The organism is Paenibacillus sp. GYB003 (assembly GCF_036577625.1).
Lineage (GTDB): Bacteria > Bacillota > Bacilli > Paenibacillales > NBRC-103111 > Paenibacillus_AB.
The window spans coordinates 14,088-31,214 of record NZ_JARBDC010000034.1 but is presented as its reverse complement, the minus strand read 5'-3'; the positions used below and the strand labels follow the sequence as shown (position 1 = coordinate 31,214).

General features: G+C 61.1%; 14 protein-coding genes. 10 read left to right on the top strand and 4 right to left on the bottom strand.

Annotated elements, in window-relative coordinates; genetic code table 11:
- Positions 1 to 184: 184 nt before the first annotated feature.
- The 6 genes from PV407_RS12475 to PV407_RS12450 all read left to right on the top strand — a co-directional run bounded on the left by PV407_RS12475 (position 185) and on the right by PV407_RS12450 (position 8,238).
- Positions 185 to 1,264 (top strand): D-alanine--D-alanine ligase family protein, encoded by a 1,080-nt coding sequence (locus PV407_RS12475; RefSeq protein ID WP_332090255.1) that lies wholly within the window; start codon positions 185 to 187, stop codon positions 1,262 to 1,264.
- Positions 1,261 to 2,649, top strand: a complete 1,389-nt coding sequence (locus tag PV407_RS12470; protein ID WP_332090254.1) for a UDP-N-acetylmuramoyl-tripeptide--D-alanyl-D-alanine ligase — start codon at positions 1,261 to 1,263, stop codon at positions 2,647 to 2,649. Before PV407_RS12475 ends, PV407_RS12470 begins: the two co-directional genes overlap by 4 nt.
- Positions 2,646 to 3,794, top strand: coding sequence for an alanine racemase (gene alr, locus PV407_RS12465; protein WP_332090253.1), 1,149 nt, complete (start codon positions 2,646 to 2,648; stop codon positions 3,792 to 3,794). The genes PV407_RS12470 and alr overlap by 4 nt, the downstream gene beginning before the upstream one ends.
- A gap of 967 nt (positions 3,795 to 4,761) precedes the next feature.
- Complete coding sequence (locus tag PV407_RS12460) at positions 4,762 to 5,616, top strand: ABC transporter permease (RefSeq protein ID WP_442951651.1); 855 nt, start codon at positions 4,762 to 4,764, stop codon at positions 5,614 to 5,616.
- A gap of 19 nt (positions 5,617 to 5,635) precedes the next feature.
- Positions 5,636 to 6,520, top strand: coding sequence for a carbohydrate ABC transporter permease (locus PV407_RS12455; RefSeq protein WP_332090251.1), 885 nt, complete (start codon positions 5,636 to 5,638; stop codon positions 6,518 to 6,520).
- An 80-nt stretch (positions 6,521 to 6,600) separates the two neighbouring features.
- Entirely contained in the window at positions 6,601 to 8,238 is a 1,638-nt protein-coding gene (locus PV407_RS12450) for an ABC transporter substrate-binding protein (protein WP_332090250.1), read from the top strand.
- Between the two features lie 77 nt (positions 8,239 to 8,315).
- On the opposite strand, the gene PV407_RS12445 is transcribed toward PV407_RS12450, so the two are convergent.
- Positions 8,316 to 9,374 carry an anthranilate phosphoribosyltransferase gene (locus PV407_RS12445; protein WP_332090249.1) on the bottom strand — a complete coding sequence of 353 codons (1,059 nt, stop codon included), beginning with the start codon at positions 9,372 to 9,374 and terminating at the stop codon, positions 8,316 to 8,318.
- Entirely contained in the window at positions 9,371 to 10,000 is a 630-nt protein-coding gene (locus tag PV407_RS12440; protein WP_332090248.1) for an ANTAR domain-containing response regulator, read from the bottom strand. Before PV407_RS12440 ends, PV407_RS12445 begins: the two co-directional genes overlap by 4 nt.
- Positions 10,001 to 10,338: 338 nt before the next feature.
- Here PV407_RS12440 and nirB point away from each other — a divergent pair, with 338 nt between their 5' ends.
- From nirB to cobA, 4 genes are read left to right on the top strand one after another with little or no spacing between them, the layout of a single operon-like run.
- Positions 10,339 to 12,777 carry a nitrite reductase large subunit NirB gene (gene nirB, locus PV407_RS12435; protein WP_332090247.1) on the top strand — a complete coding sequence of 813 codons (2,439 nt, stop codon included), beginning with the start codon at positions 10,339 to 10,341 and terminating at the stop codon, positions 12,775 to 12,777.
- A 21-nt stretch (positions 12,778 to 12,798) separates the two neighbouring features.
- Positions 12,799 to 13,128: a nitrite reductase small subunit NirD gene (gene nirD, locus PV407_RS12430; protein WP_332090246.1), complete on the top strand. Its 330-nt coding sequence runs from the start codon at positions 12,799 to 12,801 to the stop codon at positions 13,126 to 13,128.
- On the top strand, positions 13,125 to 13,982 hold the full coding sequence (locus PV407_RS12425) for a formate/nitrite transporter family protein (RefSeq protein WP_332090245.1): 858 nt from the start codon (positions 13,125 to 13,127) through the stop codon (positions 13,980 to 13,982). The genes nirD and PV407_RS12425 overlap by 4 nt, the downstream gene beginning before the upstream one ends.
- Positions 13,979 to 14,755 (top strand): uroporphyrinogen-III C-methyltransferase, encoded by a 777-nt coding sequence (gene cobA, locus PV407_RS12420; protein WP_332090244.1) that lies wholly within the window; start codon positions 13,979 to 13,981, stop codon positions 14,753 to 14,755. The genes PV407_RS12425 and cobA overlap by 4 nt, the downstream gene beginning before the upstream one ends.
- 63 nt (positions 14,756 to 14,818) lie before the next feature.
- Here the strand turns inward: cobA and PV407_RS12415 are convergent, their stop codons facing one another.
- Positions 14,819 to 15,265 carry a carboxymuconolactone decarboxylase family protein gene (locus PV407_RS12415; protein WP_332090243.1) on the bottom strand — a complete coding sequence of 149 codons (447 nt, stop codon included), beginning with the start codon at positions 15,263 to 15,265 and terminating at the stop codon, positions 14,819 to 14,821.
- A 944-nt stretch (positions 15,266 to 16,209) separates the two neighbouring features.
- Positions 16,210 to 17,073, bottom strand: coding sequence for an RNA polymerase sigma-70 factor (locus PV407_RS12410; RefSeq protein ID WP_332090242.1), 864 nt, complete (start codon positions 17,071 to 17,073; stop codon positions 16,210 to 16,212).
- Positions 17,074 to 17,127 lie beyond the last annotated feature (54 nt).

The following is a 17,127-nucleotide window of genomic DNA, read 5'->3' as shown; positions in this document are numbered from 1 at the left end:
GAATGGGGATTATCACCCGGACCATGCGACTTCACCGGAGCGTATTCTGCGGCGGCTTTTCGCAATTAAGCTTTTTTCGCCGTTTCTTACGGAATTGATAAGCTTTTCTTTAGAATTGCGCGCGAAAATTTTTAAGGGTTGTCCTCCATACTGGGTACATTCCACATAGACAGGCGGGACCCTGATGAAAACGAACGTATACGTACTGTATGGAGGACAATCGCCCGAGCACGACGTATCGCTCCGTTCGGCGCTGGCCGTCGTCAATCGGCTCGACCGGGAGCGGTATCGCGTATTTCCGATCTATATCGATCTCGACGGCCGGTGGCACGGAGGCGGCGAGCTTGCCGGTGAGGTGGGGCGGCCCGGCGATCTTCGCCTTTCCGCCGAAGAAACGGTGCCCATGGGCGACATTTTGAAGCGATGGTATAACGAAAGCCGCGACAGCCACGTCGTCTTTCCGGTGCTGCACGGACCGAACGGCGAAGACGGCACGCTGCAGGGCATGCTCGACATGCTGAACGTGCCTTACGTCGGCAACGGCGTATTCGCTTCGGCGGCGGGCATGGACAAAATCATGACGAAGCGGCTGATGGAGCAGGCGCGCATTCCGCAAGCCCCTTATTCGGCCGTCGCTTCGTTCGAATGGGACAAGGACGCGGACGGAATCGTCCGGGAGCTCGAAGCGGCGATCGGCTATCCGTGCTACGTGAAGCCGGCGGCGATGGGCTCGAGCATCGGAATCGGCCGCTGCGAGAACCGCGAGCAGCTGCTGCGCGCCGTACGGGAGGCGTTTCGCTACGACCGCAAAATCGCCGTGGAAAAACAGATCGACGGACGGGAAATCCAGCTCGCCCTGATCGGCGACGACGAGCCGTTTTGCTCGGTAGCCGGGGAGTTCGAACGCGAGCGCGATTTTTTCAGCTACGAGCGAAAGTATGCGAGCGGCAAGCTGACGATGCGGATTCCCGCCCGTTTGGACGACGGCGTATACGCCCGGCTGCGGACGATGGCGCTGCGAGCGTTCCGGACGCTGGACGGAGCGGGATTGATGCGCGTCGATTTTTTCGTCACCGACGATAACGACGTTTATTTCAACGAAGTGAACACGCTGCCCGGCTTTACCGAAAACAGCATGTTTCCGGCGATGCTTACGCATGACGGCCGGCGCACGTTCGCGGAGCTGCTCGACGAGCTGATCGAGCTGGCGTTTCGGCGGTACCGGGCCAAGCGAGGCTCGTTCGAGAGGAGGGCGGAACGATGATAACGCGCACCGTTTCGCAGCTGGCGGCCATGGTCGGAGCGCAGCCGGGACGTTACGCCTCCGACGTTCTCGTACGCGGAGTGAGCACGGATACCCGAACCCTTGCGCCGGGCTCGCTGTTCGTCCCGATCCGCGGCCCGCGTTTCGACGGGCATCGTTACGTGAAGGACGCGCTGGAACGGGGGGCGGGAGCTGCGCTATGGACCGCGGGAGAGACCGGCCGTCCGGACCATCCGGCCGTCATCGAGGTGGACGACACGCTCGCCGCGCTGCAGCGGCTGGCGAAGGCATACCGGCGCCAGCTGGCGGTGAAGGTGATCGGCATCACCGGCAGCAACGGCAAGACGTCGACCAAGGACATGCTGGCGGCGCTTTTGGCGACGACGTTCCGGACGCACAAAACGAGCGGCAATTTGAACAATCATCTGGGCGTGCCGCTGACGCTGCTCGGAATGGAGGAAGAGACGGAGTTCGCCGTCGTGGAAATGGGCATGTCGGCCCTCGGCGAAATCGAGGCGCTGGCAGCCGTCGCGGGACCGGATGCGGCCGTCATTACCGGCGTCAGCGAAGTGCATCTCGGCGACCTGGGCACCCGCGAGCGCATCCTGCAGGCGAAGCTGGAGCTGGCGCAAGGGCTGCGGCCGGGCGGGCTGCTCGCCTACTGCGGCGACTATCCGCAGCTGGACGAAGGCGTAAAGCGGATCGGCTATCGCGGCAAAACGGTGTCGTACGGAACGCAGCCGTCGAACGACGTCCATCCGATCCATTGGCGCTCCGACGACAACGGCTTCGCTTTCGTGCTGGACGAGCCGACGCCGGTCAAATTCGCCTCGCCGATTCTCGGCCGTCACCAAATGGCGAACGCGCTCGGCGCGGTCGCGGTCGCCCGGCACTTCGGCGTCCCGGACCGAAAGATCGGCGAAGGGCTTTACAACGCGACATTGAGCGGCATGCGCAGCGAGATCGTCCGCGTCGGCAAATGCCTGATCCTGAACGACGCCTACAAATCCAACCCGAGCAGCGTCCGCGCCGCGCTCCGGACGCTGTACGATTTCCGCAAGCCGAGGCGGAAAATCGCGGTGCTCGGCGATATGGCGGAGCTCGGCGAGCAATCGGAGGAGCTGCACCGCGCGATCGGCGCCGAGCTCGATCCGGATCGGATCGATCTGGTCGTCACCGTCGGAGCGTCGGGCGCCTATATCGCCGAAGAAGCGTCGCGGCGATTTCCCGCGGATCGCGTCGCGCCGTGCGCCGATCATGAAGAAGCGATTGCGCGCCTAAGCCGGGAGGAGCTGGACGACGCCCTGCTGCTCGTGAAAGGCTCCCGGTTTTTGCGGTTGGAACGAATCGTCGAGGCGCTTCGGGACGGGGAGGCGGGAGCATGACGATCGCCTGCAAGCCGAGCGCGGCCGTCTGGGCGGACATTCGTCTCGACCGGCTCGAGCGCAATATCCGCGCCATTCGCGCGCTGCTGCCCCCGGGCTGCGCCTTTATGGCGGTTTTGAAGGCGGACGGGTACGGGCACGGCCTGCCGGAGACCGCCCGTACCGCGTTGGCGGCCGGAGCGGACGCGCTGGCCGTCGGCACGCTGCGGGAGGCGCTTCTGCTGCGCGGCGCTTCGATCCGGGGGCCGATTTTGCCGCTTACGCCGTGCCCGCCGGACGAAGTCGATATCGCCGCCGAAAACGGCATATCGCTGCCGGTCGTTTCCCGGCAATGGCTGGAGGAAGCGCTGCGCCGCAAAACGACCCGGCTGCCGCTGCGCGTTCATCTTAAAATCGACTCCGGCATGGGACGGCTCGGCATCTGCGACGGGAGCGAGCTCAGGCGCGTTGTGGCGATGCTGAGAACGGACGGGGGGCTGATCGCGGAAGGCGTCTATACGCATTTGGCCACGGCCGGCCAAGCCGACGACAGCTTCGTCCGCGAGCAGCACCGGCGGTTTTCCGGCATGTGCGGCATGGTGCGGGACGCGGGCTTCCCCCATGCCGTCGTCCACTGCGCCGGCAGCGCGGCGGCGCTCCGGTTTCCGGAGCTCGCCCTGGACATGGTGCGGGTAGGCGCGTCGCTGTTCGGGATTTTGCCGGTCGATGACGAGACGGCGGGCGGCATCGAGCTTCCGCTGGCGCAGACGTTCTCGCTTCATGCGCGCATCGTCCAGGTGAAGCGCGTCGGGAAAGGGGAAAGCGTCGGCTACGGCCGGGCGTATACGGCGGCGGAGGACGAATGGATCGCCACGCTGCCGATCGGCTATGCGGACGGCTTGTCCCGGCGCTGCACCGGAATGCCCGTGCTTGTCGAAGGACAATGGGGGGTTATCGTCGGCAGCGTCTGCATGAACCAATGCATGATCCGGCTGCCGTCGTTTGTCCCGGCCGGAACCCGCGTAACGCTGCTTGGCGAAAACGGCGGGCGGTCGATACCGGTCAAACGCATGGCGGATTGGATCGGGACGATTCCGCAGGAGGTGCTCGCCTCGTTCGGATCGCGCGTTCCGCGCATATACAGCACAGGACGGCCGCCCGATTGAGGCGGACCGAATCGGCCCGGAGGCGGTAAGCTTCCGGGTTTTTGCCGTATCGGAATACATGATGATACCCGATTTCAAGCGCGGCTGAGAGGCATCCCTGAAAGCCCCCCCCAAGAAATCGCATCAAAATGGCGCATCGTTCGCCACTCTTCGTTTCCGCGTCCGCCTCCTCTCCAACCTGTCCCACAGCTCGAATGTAACCGGATTTTCTACCGCAAATTCGTTCCCGAATAGGCGGTCAGTTCGTGTTAACGGGAAAAGATCCCTTTAAATCTGAGCCGCAACGGCAAAAAAACGCGATTCTGGCGAAGTTACCGGGAGGATTTCCTGCTACTTTGTCCAGCAGCGTGAAATCGATGGATTTAAAGGGAGGTTTTACCGGTAAACCTTGCTGTCCCCCTTTTGGATCGGGATCATCGAGATCGATGCGAGCGGTTGCGAAGGCGGATCCGGACGTCCGCCTCCTCTCGAACGTAAACAGCCTCGACAAGCAACGGTATTCGGGCTCATGCGTTTGCCCCGGACAAGCTCTTTACCATTTCTTAACGTGACGATAATATTCCGTTGACGAATCGAAGATAAGCTATAAGTACGCTTTCGGACAACTCGCCCGCACCGAAGACTTATCAGCACGAAGAGCTTGAAAGCGCCCCGGCGCCAAGACCGTCCCGCAAGACGGACAAGCCCGATGCGGCATTTCCAACTGCATACGATACGATTGGGTGGAGACCGAAGAGAAAACCCGGAAGTGAAACGGAGCGATTTCCGAAACGGAGAACGGTTTGTTTGCTTTTGGCGATTCCCGGTCTCTTTTTATGTTGTCCGGGCGCATTGAACCACGAAAGCAAGGGGGAAGCGCGAATTGGAACATGTACAAGTCCGGGCGCCGGCCGCGTCGGCGGTCCGGCCGAAACGGCGCGGAAGGGCGATCCGGGCGATCCGCCGGCATTGGCAGCTGTATGCGCTGATGGCGCCGGTGCTCGTATATTTTATCGTCTTTCACTACATGCCGATGTACGGCGTGCAAATCGCCTTCAAAGATTTTATCGCCACGAAAGGCATTTGGGGCAGCCCGTGGGTCGGTCTGAAGCATTTTGACCGCTTTTTCGACAGCTATTTTTTTTGGCGGCTGCTCAAAAATACGCTAGGCATCAGCTTGTACGAGCTGGCCGTCGGTTTCCCGATCCCGATCGTTCTCGCGCTGATGATCAACGAGGTGCGGCACAAAGGGTACAAAAAGTTTATCCAGACCGTTACCTACGCGCCGCACTTTTTGTCGACCGTCGTGCTCGTCGGCATCGTCATCATGTTTTTGTCCCCGACCAGCGGCATCGTGAATACGATCATCAAGGCGTTCGGCGGCGAGCCGATCTTTTTCATGACGAAGCCGGAATGGTTCAAGACGGTGTACGTTCTGTCCGGCGTTTGGCAGCAGATGGGCTGGAGCTCGATCATTTATTTGGCGGCGCTCGCGGGCATCGATCCCGGGCTGCACGAAGCGGCGCGGGTGGACGGAGCGAGCCGGCTGCAGCGCATTTGGCACATCAATTTGCCGGGCATTATGCCGACGGTCGTCATTTTGCTCATCCTGAACATCGGCAGCTTGATGGGGGTCGGCTTCGAGAAAGTGTTTTTGATGCAAAATTCGCTCAATACCGAAAGCTCGGACGTCATCTCCACCTACGTCTACCGGAGCGGCTTGCTTGGCGCGCAGTACAGCTTCGCGTCCGCCGTCGGCCTGTTCAACTCGGTCGTCAACTTCGTTCTGCTGCTGACGGTCAACCGGATCGCCAAAGCGGTCAATCAATCCAGTTTGTGGTAGGGAAGGGGGAGAGCCCGAAGTGGAAACCCGCAGCTTGGGGGACAAATGGTTCGAGGCGGTCGTTTACGCGCTGCTTGCCGTAGTCGCCGTACTCGTGCTGTACCCGCTCGTATTCGTGCTGAGCGCATCGATCAGCGATCCGGCAGCGGTGCTGGCCGGCGAAATGTGGCTGTGGCCGAAGCGGCTCAGCCTCGTCGGGTACGAGAAGGTGCTGGAAAATAAAGATTTGCTGAACAGCTATTGGAACACGATCGTGTACACGGTCGTCGGCACGGCGATCAATCTGGCCATGACGGTGATGGCGGCGTATCCGCTGTCGCAAAAAAGCTTTTACGGCCGCAATCTGTTCATGGCGATTATGGTGTTCACGATGTTTTTCAGCGGCGGCCTCGTGCCGTCCTACATGCTCGTCAAGCAGCTCGGCATGCTCAATTCGATGTGGGCGCTCGTCATCCCGAGCGCTGTGTCGGTCTGGAATATCGTCATCATGCGGACGTTTTTCCAAACGAGCATTCCCGGCGAAATTCAGGAAGCGGCGGCGATCGACGGCTGCTCCGACTGGAAAACGCTGTGGCGCATCGTGCTGCCGCTGTCGTTGCCGATCCTCGCGGTCATGGTGCTGTTTTACGCGGTCGGCCACTGGAACGCCTATTTCAACGCGCTCATTTATTTGACCGATCGGGCGAAATATCCGCTGCAGCTCATTTTGCGGGAAATTCTCGTCCAGGGCGAGATGGAGCATATGGTCAACGTCGGCGACAGCTCGCACGCCAAAACGCTCATGGATCAGGAAGCGGTCAAATACGCCGTCGTCGTCGTCGCCAACCTGCCGATTCTGCTGCTGTATCCGTTTCTGCAAAAATATTTCGTCAAAGGGATCATGGTCGGATCGATCAAGGGGTAGGAAGTAAAAAAGGCTTAAGAGGGAAATGTCCCCTTTGGCATATACAAAGACAACATCAGATTCGGGGAGGAGTTACACACATGAAATGGACGAAACTAGCGGCGGTCGCGCTGACGTCGGTGCTGGCGGCCGGGTTCGCGGCGGGCTGCGGCGCAACGAAGGAAGCGGACGGGGGAGCGGGTCAGGCGGCCGGAGGCAAAGACGCCGGCTCGAACGTCAATACGGCGGGCATGCCGATCGTGAAGCAGCCGATCGAGCTTACGTTTTTTACCGGTCTGGCCGATACGAACGGCAGCAACAGCTTCGAGGAGCGGCTCGTCTGGAGCGAATACGCCAAACGTTCCAACGTCAAGGTCAACTTTCAATTCGTCCCGTTCGCCAGCTTGACGGAAAAGCGCAATTTGGCGCTCGCAAACGGCGACTATCCGGACGCGTTTTATTCCGCCCGCGTACCGGCGTCCGACTTGATGAAATACGGCGGCCAAGGCGTCTTCGTCAAGTTGAACGATTATATCGACAAGTACGCGCCAAACCTGAAAAAGCTGATGGACAAATACCCGGACCTGCGCAAGGCGCTGACGATGCCGGACGGCAACATTTATTCGTTCCCGTCGTTTTACAGCCCGGAATTTTTGCCGATGCTGATCGGAACGCCGCTGTGGGTGAAGCAGGAGTGGCTGGACAAGCTGGGCATGAAGGAGCCGCAAACGACCGAGGACCTGTACAACTATTTGAAAGCCGTCAAAAAGACCGACCTGAACGGCAACGGCCAAGCCGACGAAATTCCGTACAGCGGCACCGGCATCGGACCGCTGATCGATCAGATCAAAGGCGCCTGGGGCGTCGGAAACCGCGGACTCGGCCACAAGTTCGTCGACGTCGATCCGAAAACGAACGAGCTGCGCTTTTTCCGGCTGACCTCGAACTACAAGGAAGTGCTGCAGTACGTGAACAAGCTGTATGCGGAAGGCTTGATCGACAAAGACATTTTCACCCAAAGCGGCAACCAGCTGTACGCCAAAGGCGCGAAAAACGTGCTCGGCTCGACGATCAATCCGAATCCGAAAACGCAGTTCAACGGCGAAGGCTATTTCGGGCTCGGCGCCTTGAAGGGGCCGAACGGCGACCAAATGTATACCCACATCAAAGTGCCGATGGTGTGGCCGGGCGCGTTCGTCATTACGAACAAAAACAAAAACATCGAGGCGACGGTGCGCTGGATGGATTACTTCTACAGCGACGAAGGCGCGCAATTTTATTTCATGGGCGTGGAAGGGACGAGCTATACGAAGACGGCGGACGGCAAGCTCGAGTACGTCGACGAGATCAAGAAAAATCCGAACGGCTTGACGATGGACCAGGCGCTGACGAAATACGTGACGTGGATGGGCGGCAGCTATCCGGGCTACGTGCAGGAAAAATATTTCAAAGGCTCGGAGACGCTGCCGGAATCGGTCGAAGCGGGCAAGAAGGCGCAGCCGTACGCGCTGAAGGAACTGTGGTACAACTTCAACTTCACCGACGCCGAGACGGAATACATGACGACGAAAGGCGCGGACATCCAGACGTATATCGGCGAGATGGAATCGAAATTCATTACCGGCGCCGCTTCGTTCGACGAGTGGGACAAATATGTGACTACGGTGAAAAACATGGGCGTCGACCAATATATGAAAACGTACAAAGCGGCATACGACCGCTACAGCCAAAGCAAATAAGCGGCCTGCGATCCGTCGCGGCCGCGCGGCCCGCCACGCTTGCGACAAGCGCGGCGGGCTTTTTGCTTCGCTTGGCGTCAGGCGCGGGCGGCGCGGGCGGCCGGATCGGCCGGTTCCCCGCCCCGGAGCGCGTCGCGCCATTTCGCATAGACGGCCCACGCGTCGCCGCCGTCGAGCAGCGCCTTGCACGCGTACACCCCTTCCTCGACGGACTTCGCCCGATCGGCCAGATGGAGCCGCACGGCGCCGTTCAGCAGCACCTGGTTGTAAAAGGCCGGATGCGCGTCCCCCTGCAAAACGGCTTCCGTCGCGCGCAGCTGTTCGTCCGCCGTCCAGTCCGCCTCCGGCACCGGCGTATCGAGGCCGAGCGTCTCCGGATCGATCGCCTCGAGCCGGAATTCGCCGTTTTCGACCCGGTACGTCCGCGTAGGCCGGTCGATGAACAAATCTTCCGATCCTTCCGGACCTTGCACGATGAGCGCTTTCTCGTAGTCGAGCCTCAGCAGCAGCCGGGCCATCCGGTCGAACACCGTATTGTGGTAGACGCCGTAGACGAGATACGGCGAATGCGTGTAGCCGACCAGCTTTTCCGCCGTATTGAGCACGGTCCGCATGCCGAGCTCCTCCCGGATCGGTCGCAGCCGCCCGAGCGGCGGACACCAACGCTCGGCCGGCACGTACAGCACGCCCGTTTCTTCCGCAACCCGGAGCGCCTTCTCCCGGGGGACGGCATCGCCGTCGATGCCGATTCGGCGCAGCAGGTCGTGCAGCGTCACCCCCCATTTGGGAGGGAGGGAGGCGGTGCCGTGCAGCGTCGCCGGCAATCCGGCGGAGGCGAGCAAAAAGGCGGTGGCGAACGTCGCCATGAACGACGATTTGCGGCCGTCATAGGGGCCGGCGCAGTCGATTCCGTCCCGGACGGGAACGCGGTCCGCGTATTTGCGGCAAACGGCGACGAACGCCTCGAGCTCCTCCACGCTTTCCATCTTGACGCGCTCGGCGATAAGAAAAGCGCCGATTTGGGCCGGCGTGGCCCGCAGCGTCAAGATCGCTTCGGCGGCTTCGAGCGACTCTTCGCAGGACAAGTCCCGCGCGCCTCTTTTGCCCCGCGCGATTTCCTTCAGCAGCTTGATCATGGCCGTTTCGCCCCTTTCCGTTGCTTCTGCTCCTGCAGCAGCTGATATACGTTTACGATCGACGTGGCGACGTCGACCAGCCGCTTGCGCTCGTTCATCGCCTGCTTGCGCAGCAGGTCGTACGCCTCCGCCTCCGAAATGTTTTTGATTTCGCACAAAATGCCTTTGGCCATATCGATCCATTTCCGCTCCTCGATGCGGGAAAGCAGCTGCTTGCGCTCGTCCAGCCATTGCTGGCGCTCGAAGCATTGCTTCGCTCCGAAATGGAGCGCCCAATGGACCTCCTGCGCTTTCATCGAGGGGGTCAAAATGCCGTCGACCATCACGTTGTCCTCGCAAGCTTCGAGCGATTCCGCGGCGGTTTCGTCGCTGCACCACCACAGAAGCGGGACGGCCTTCCACTGCAGCAGCGCCGTTCCCCATTCCCGGATATCGGAAAGCGGCACATGAAGGACGGAGGCCTCGGCGTCCCCGATGAGCGTCTTCGCCTGGACGCGGTTGTGGGCTTGGGCGACGGAATAGCCGCACGCTCGCAGGACGGTTTCGGGAAGCGGCGTCTTTGATGCAGCGGCTGTCGACGCTTTCGGCCCCGTCGCTTGGTTATAGATAACCAACAAAGAACGCATGAAGCAGACGCTCCCTTCCGGCAAACGAATAAAATGACAACCATCGGCGAGGTGGACGGATTGAGTGGAGTGGAGTTGATGATGTAACTTTTTATAACATATACAAGGGGGTTTTGTCGATATCAAGAAAAATATGATTATTTGCGTCATGTATATTGACATGCGTTGAGGCGATCGTGTATCGTATAAGTATCAACTTCAACCTGGCCGAATACAACGACGTGTTCGGAAGAAGCGGCAACGAAGCCTGCCTTCGCTCGTACGGGACATCATGCATGTTCCCGTCCGGCGAGGCGGGCTTTTCTTGTTCGCCGGGAAGTGACGGAAGGAGAGAAACCATGACGGCAAAACGCAAATTGGTGCTGATCGGCAACGGCATGGCGGGGGTACGCGCAATCGAGCATTTGCTGAAATTGGCCCCGGACGCGTACGATATTACGATATTCGGAGCGGAGCCGCATCCGAACTATAACCGGATCATGCTGTCGTCCGTGCTGGCGGGCGGGGCGAATATGAGCGAAATCGTGATCAACGACTGGGACTGGTACAAAGACAACGGCATCCGCCTGTTCGCCGGACATACCGTAACGCGGATCGATACCGACCGCCGGATCGTTTATTCCGATCAAGGCGTCCATGCCGACTACGACGCGCTCGTTCTGGCGACCGGCTCGAACCCGTTCATGCTGCCGCTTCCGGGCGCGGACAAACAAGGGGTCATCGCGTTCCGGGACATCAAAGATTGCGAGGCGATGCTGGAGGCGTCCAAAACGTACAAAAAAGCGGCCGTCATCGGCGGCGGGCTTCTCGGCCTGGAGGCGGCGCGAGGGCTGCTTCACCTCGGCATGGACGTTTCGGTCGTCCATATCCATCATTACTTGATGGAACGGCAGCTCGACGAGACGGCGTCGAACATGCTGCGGCACGAGCTGGAAGCGCAAGGGATGACGTTTTTGCTGCGCCGGCAGACGGAATCGATTTTGGGCAAAAAGCGGGTGACGGGGCTGCGGTTCGCGGACGGCAGCGAGGTCGAAGCCGATCTGGTCGTCATGGCGGTCGGCATCAAGCCGAACGTCGAGCTGGCCCGGGCGTCCGGCATCGCGGTGAATCGCGGCATCGTCGTGGACGATTTTTTGCAAACGTCCGTCGCGGGCGTTTACGCCGTCGGCGAGTGCGCCGAGCACCGGGGAATCGCCTACGGGCTGGTGGCGCCGCTGTACGAGCAGGGAGCCGTGCTCGCCAAGCGGCTCGCCGGGGTCGAGACGTCGGGCTACGCCGGCTCGGTCACGTCCACGAAGCTGAAAGTATCCGGGGTCGACGTATTTTCGGGAGGGCAGTATGACGGACCTCCGGGAACCCGCACGCTCCGCTACCAGGACGAGGTGGACGGCATTTACAAAAAAATCGTTCTCAAGGACGACAAGCTGGTCGGCGCCGTCCTGTTCGGCGATACGAGCGAAGGGGCGAGACTGTTTTCGCTCATCCGCAGCGGGGAGTCGGTGGCGGGCAAGGAGAAAGAGCTGCTCGGTCTCGTCCCCGGCGGTTCCGGCTCCGGCTCCGGCGCTTCGGCGGCAAGCCGGCTCGAAGCGATGGCGGACGACGAGATCGTTTGCGGCTGCAACGGCGTCTCCAAAGGAACGATCGCCGAGGCGATCCGGTCGAAAGGCTGCACGACCGTCGGCGCGGTCCGGGCTTGCACGAAGGCGTCCGGCTCGTGCGGCGGCTGCAAGCCGCTGGTGGAAGGGCTCATCGGCATCTACGCGGGCGAGTCGGCCGGGGAGCCGGTCAAGGAAGGCATTTGCGGCTGCACGCCGCTTGGCCGCGACGAAATCGTGGAGCAAATCGCCCGCATGGGGCTGAAAAGCATCAAAGAAACGATGCACGTGCTCCAGTGGCGCAAAGAGGAAGGCTGCTCGAAATGCCGTCCGGCGCTCAACTATTACTTGGGGATGCTGTGGCCGGCTGAATACGCGGACGAGAAAGAGTCCCGGTTCACGAACGAGCGGTATCACGCGAACATCCAGAAGGACGGGACGTATTCGGTCGTGCCGCGCATTTACGGCGGGGTCACCTCTCCGGCGGAATTGAAAAAAATCGCCGAGGTGGCCGAAAAGTTCGACGTTCCGATGGTCAAAATTACGGGCGGCCAACGGATCGACCTGCTCGGCGTGAAAAAAGAAGATTTGCCGAACATGTGGAAGGAGCTGGACATGCCTTCGGGGTATGCGTACGGCAAGGCGCTGCGTACGGTCAAGACGTGCGTCGGCTCGACGTTTTGCCGGTTCGGCACCCAGGACTCGATCGCCATGGGCATCCGCATGGAGAAAAAGTTCGAGCGGCTGAACACGCCGGCAAAGGTGAAGCTCGCCGTCTCGGGCTGTCCCCGCAACTGCGCCGAGGCGACGATCAAAGATTTCGGCGTGGTGGCGATCGACGGCGGATGGGAGCTGTACGTCGGCGGAAACGGGGGCGTCCACGTGCGGGCGAGCGATCTGCTCTGCACGGTCAAGACGGAGGACGAAGTGATCGAATGGACCGGGGCGTACTTGCAATATTACCGGGAAAACGCCCAATGGAACGAGCGGACGTCGGTCTGGATCGAGCGGATCGGCCTGGAGACGGTCAAAAAAGCGTTGGAGAAACGGGAGGACCGTTTGGCGCTGCTGGAGCGCATCGAAACGACGCTCGCCCTGACGACCGATCCGTGGAAAGAAATTATCGGCAAAGACGAGCTTCGCAAAAATTTCGAACCGATATCCGAGCTGAAGTACGTTTAACGTCAAGGAGGGCGATGGACGATGACAAAATGGCTGGTAGGGAACTTGGCGGACATCGATGCGAAAGGCTCGCGCAAAATTCGTCTCGGCGAAACGGAAATCGCCGTATTCCGGCTGTCGGACGGCCAGGTGCTGGCCGTCGAGAACCGGTGTCCGCATAAGGGAGGACAGCTGTCGGAAGGGATGGTGTGCGGCACGACCGTCCACTGTCCGCTTCACGATTGGAAAATCGATCTGGCGAGCGGCCGCGTCCTGGAGCCGGACGAAGGCTGCGTGACGACGTATCCGGTCGAAATCGACCCGCAAAGCGGCTCCGTTTACATCATGCCGGAGGAGGAAGTATCCGTATGAGCTATGTCAAACCGGCCGCCGTGCTGGAGGCGATGATTGAAACGGGAGCGGCGAAGGCGAGGCTGAGCGTATCGCAAATGATATTGCGCGGCGCGATGGCCGGGGCGATTCTCGCCTGCGCCACGACGCTCGCTTATACCGCTGCGGCGCAAACGAAGCTCGGCATCGCGGGGGCGCTCGTGTTTCCGGCCGGCTTCGTCATGATCGTCCTGCTCGGCCTCGAGCTCGTCACCGGCAGCTTCGCGCTCATCCCGCTCGCCGTTTTGGAGAAAAAGACGACGCTGGCCAAGATGGCCGCCAATTACGCTTGGGTCATGGTCGGCCACCTGCTCGGCTGCGCTTTGTACGCGGCGCTATACGCGCTGATTGCGACGAAGATGGGGACGGATACGTCGAGTCCGCTCGTCCAGACGCTCATCCAGACGAGCGAGGCGAAAACGGTCGCCTACAAGCAGATGGGCGGGGAGGGCATGCTGCTCGTCGCGATCAAGGCGGCGCTGTGCAACTGGATGGTGACGCTCGGCGCGGTGATGGCGCTCACGTCCGCCTCCGCGACAGGCAAAATGATCGCGATGTGGCTGCCGATCATGACGTTTTTCGCGCAGGGCTTCGAGCACGCCGTCGTCAATATGTTCGTCATCCCGGCCGGCATGATGCTGGGCGCGAACGTATCGTTTCAGGATTGGTGGCTGTGGAATCAGCTGCCCGTATTGGCCGGCAATTTCGTCGGCGGGGTGCTGTTTACCGGATTGCTGTTCTACGTGGCGCAGAGAGGCATCAAGCCGTCCGAAGAGCGAAAGCCGGCGGCGAACGCGGATGCCGCTCCCGCAGCTCCGGCGGGGAAAAGCGCATGAGGCCGGGCACCGTATCGATCGTCGGCGCGGGTCCGGGCGATCCCGAGCTGATAACGCTCAAGGCGCTGAAGCGCATTCGGGAGGCGGACGTCATTTTGTACGACCGGCTCGTCGGCGAAGAGCTGCTCGACTATGCGAAGGAAGGGGCCGTTCGCCTATACTGCGGCAAATCGCCGGGGCGCCACGCGATGAGCCAGGAGCGCATCAACGAGACGCTCGTCGCGTACGCGCGGAGCGGCAAAGCGGTCGTGCGCCTGAAGGGCGGCGATCCGCTCGTATTCGGTCGGGGCGGAGAAGAAGCGCTGGCGCTCGCCGAGCATCGCATCCCGTACGAAATCGTTCCCGGGGTCACGTCGGCGATCGCCGCCGCCGCATCCGCCGGCATTCCGCTGACGCATCGCGGCGTGAGCGCCTCGCTTGCCGTCGTCACAGGCAGCCGCTGCAGCGAGGGGAGCGACGCCCCCGTCCGCTGGGATATGCTGGCGCGCGGCGTCGACACGATCGCGATTTATATGGGGGTCGGCCAGCTCGCTCACATTCGGGAGGAGCTGCTGAAGCACGGCAAGCCCGGCTCGACGCCGGTCGCGCTCGTCGAACGCGCGGCGACGCCCGAGCAGCGCGTCGTTACCGGGACGCTGGCGCGAATATGCAGACTGGCGGAGGAGATGCGGCTGGCGAATCCGGCGCTGATCGTCATCGGCGACGTCGTGCTCGTGCGGGAGCGATTGCTCGGCTTCGGGCTCGGCCTGTTCGGCGAAGCGGTTAACGGCTAGACGGCAAACGAAAGAGACTTCTTTCTCCGATTGGTCGGGAAGAAGTCTCTTTTTTGTCCGGCCTTAGTCGACTTTGGAGGGCATCAGGCGCGTCGATACGCCGATCCGGTTCCAGGCGTTGATCGTCACGATCTGCATGATGATTTCCGCCGTTTGCAGCTCGTCGAAATAGCGGCGGACTTCGTCGTATACGTCGTCCGGCACGTGGGTATCCGCAAGCAGCGTGACCGCTTCCGTGAGCGCAAGGACGGCCCGCTCCTCGGGGGTGAAGAAAGGCGTTTCCCGCCACGCGTTCAGCGCGTAAATGCGCTGCTCCGTCTCGCCCAGCTTGCGGGCGTCTCTCGTATGCATGTCGATGCAGAAGGCGCACGCGTTGATTTGCGAGGCGCGAATTTTGATCAGCTCCCTCAGCTTTTTCGGGATGCTTGTGCCCTCGACGTATGTTTCGAGGCCGAGCATGGCTTCGTAAGCGGCCGGATTGACTTTGTGCATGAGAAAACGGGTTTGCATCGTATGGATCCTCCTGTCCCGTTCGGGGTTATTTTGTTCGTTCGCCCATAAGACAATCGACAGGATCATTTTGTGACATTTGATTCGAAACGATTTAACCCGAAGAACAGTTAGGCGAAACAAGCGTCCCGAAGGACCGCTGGTTGGTTGCGCCGAAGAAGGGCTTTTCGTAATGAAGGAAGTTATCCGGGGCTGCGGATTACGGAGGCGCCGGAAATGGCGCCGCCGCCGCGGCAGTCGCCAACAACGGCTGCGGACGACCGCCCGCCGCACCGGCCGCCGATCCATGCGGCAGTATGCCCAAGGAGAGCGAGCGCGTCCCCGCACGGTACTTTCCTGGGAATTTAGGGATTGCCCGGCAGCCGGGATCCGTGTCGGCCGATGGAACGAATCGTAGTATGCTTATCGGCGGAAAAACGATCGTGCTTCGAGGCTTACGAATCCGTATATCGTGATCGAGCCGAAACGGCAAGAAAACGATCCGATTCGCGGGTAATAACGTTATTAGAATTCGTTACAATTTCAAACCTCCGTATGTAGCCCCGATAACGATCGTTCGATTCGTTAGCCGTAAGCCTATAACCGGAAGAAGCGAAGGGGAGTCGAAACGGGCTCGCGGGGAAGATTGGAGGGATGGGGGTTAAGGCGAAACGTTGAACGTTGACGGCCCGCCTTTGGAGTCGTGTCGTGATGCCGAAATCGAATAAGACAACGCGGTTCACCGGCAGCGCCGGACCTGATCCCCGTTCCCTCCCCGGGATCCGTGCGTGTCGGTTTGAAAAAGAGTCCGTTCTCGGTAAGTACGCGACGGCCAGTAAATAAGAATCGTATCAGCCTGCCGACGGGGGAGGCCGAACACCGGCGCGGACGACGAAACAAGCACAAATAGCGGACGCCGGCGTCCGCTATTTTCGTTCGGTTGTCAAAGGCTTCACGCCGCCGCTTTATTCGCCGTGCAGCTTATCCGGGTTGTACACCGCGTAAATGCGCGCGATTCGCCCCGAAGCGGGATCGAGCTCGAACGTCCATACGGCGGCCGGCAGCCCTTCGCGCTTCACCAGCATGCCCGTCTCGCCGTTGACCGAGGCGGGGGCGACGCCGAGCGCAAACACCCGCTTGGCCGCAATGCCGGCGAGGAAAGCGTCGACCCGCGCGATCCCGGCGATCGGCTGCATCGCCGCCCGGACTTTGCCGCCGCCGTCCGTGACGATGACGACTTGATCGGACAGAAGGCCGACGGCGCCCGGGATATCGCCGCGCCGCAGCGCTTCGATAAATTGCTCGGCGGCGGTCCGCCGCTTTTCGTCCGGCGCGGCGGCGACGGCGTCCGGCCCCAGCTTGGCGCGCGCGCGGCTGAGCATTTTGCGGCAATTGTCCGGCGTCTTGCCGATCATTCCGGCAATTTCCTCGTATTCGAAGGCGTACGCCTCCCTGAGCACGTAAACGACGCGTTCCAGCGGGGACAGCCGGTCCAGCATGACAAGATACGCGTAGCGGATCTCGTCTCCGAGCTCCAGCCGCCGCGACGGCTCGTCGCCTTCGGAGACGGCATACAGCGGCTCGGGCAGCCACGGACCCGGATATACTTCCCGTTTGCTTCGGGCCGACTTCAATATGTTCAAGCACCGGTTCGTCACCGCGCGGCTCAGAAACGCCTTCATATCGTCAATCTTCTCCCGGTCGGCCGCCTGAAGCGAGACGAATACGTCCTGCACGACGTCCTCCGCTTCCGCGACCCGGCCGAGCAGCCGATAGGCGATCGAGAACAGGAGCCGCCGGTACGTCTCGTAGGCCGCAGTCAGTTCCATCGCGATCCTCCCAGTTTGTATCGTGTTGTCGTCAAGGCTTCGGTCGAGCCGCGG

Bases quoted from the DNA above. Each gene is read 5' to 3' on its own strand.
- PV407_RS12475 (WP_332090255.1), top strand. From the start codon at position 185: ATGAAAACGAACGTATACGTACTGTATGGAGGACAATCGCCCGAGCAC.
- PV407_RS12470 (WP_332090254.1), top strand. From the start codon at position 1,261: ATGATAACGCGCACCGTTTCGCAGCTGGCGGCCATGGTCGGAGCGCAG.
- alr (WP_332090253.1), top strand. From the start codon at position 2,646: ATGACGATCGCCTGCAAGCCGAGCGCGGCCGTCTGGGCGGACATTCGT.
- PV407_RS12460 (WP_442951651.1), top strand. From the start codon at position 4,762: ATGGCGCCGGTGCTCGTATATTTTATCGTCTTTCACTACATGCCGATG.
- PV407_RS12450 (WP_332090250.1), top strand. From the start codon at position 6,601: ATGAAATGGACGAAACTAGCGGCGGTCGCGCTGACGTCGGTGCTGGCG.
- PV407_RS12445 (WP_332090249.1), bottom strand. From the start codon at position 9,374: ATGATCAAGCTGCTGAAGGAAATCGCGCGGGGCAAAAGAGGCGCGCGG.
- PV407_RS12440 (WP_332090248.1), bottom strand. From the start codon at position 10,000: ATGCGTTCTTTGTTGGTTATCTATAACCAAGCGACGGGGCCGAAAGCG.
- nirB (WP_332090247.1), top strand. From the start codon at position 10,339: ATGACGGCAAAACGCAAATTGGTGCTGATCGGCAACGGCATGGCGGGG.
- nirD (WP_332090246.1), top strand. From the start codon at position 12,799: ATGACAAAATGGCTGGTAGGGAACTTGGCGGACATCGATGCGAAAGGC.
- PV407_RS12425 (WP_332090245.1), top strand. From the start codon at position 13,125: ATGAGCTATGTCAAACCGGCCGCCGTGCTGGAGGCGATGATTGAAACG.
- cobA (WP_332090244.1), top strand. From the start codon at position 13,979: ATGAGGCCGGGCACCGTATCGATCGTCGGCGCGGGTCCGGGCGATCCC.
- PV407_RS12415 (WP_332090243.1), bottom strand. From the start codon at position 15,265: ATGCAAACCCGTTTTCTCATGCACAAAGTCAATCCGGCCGCTTACGAA.
- PV407_RS12410 (WP_332090242.1), bottom strand. From the start codon at position 17,073: ATGGAACTGACTGCGGCCTACGAGACGTACCGGCGGCTCCTGTTCTCG.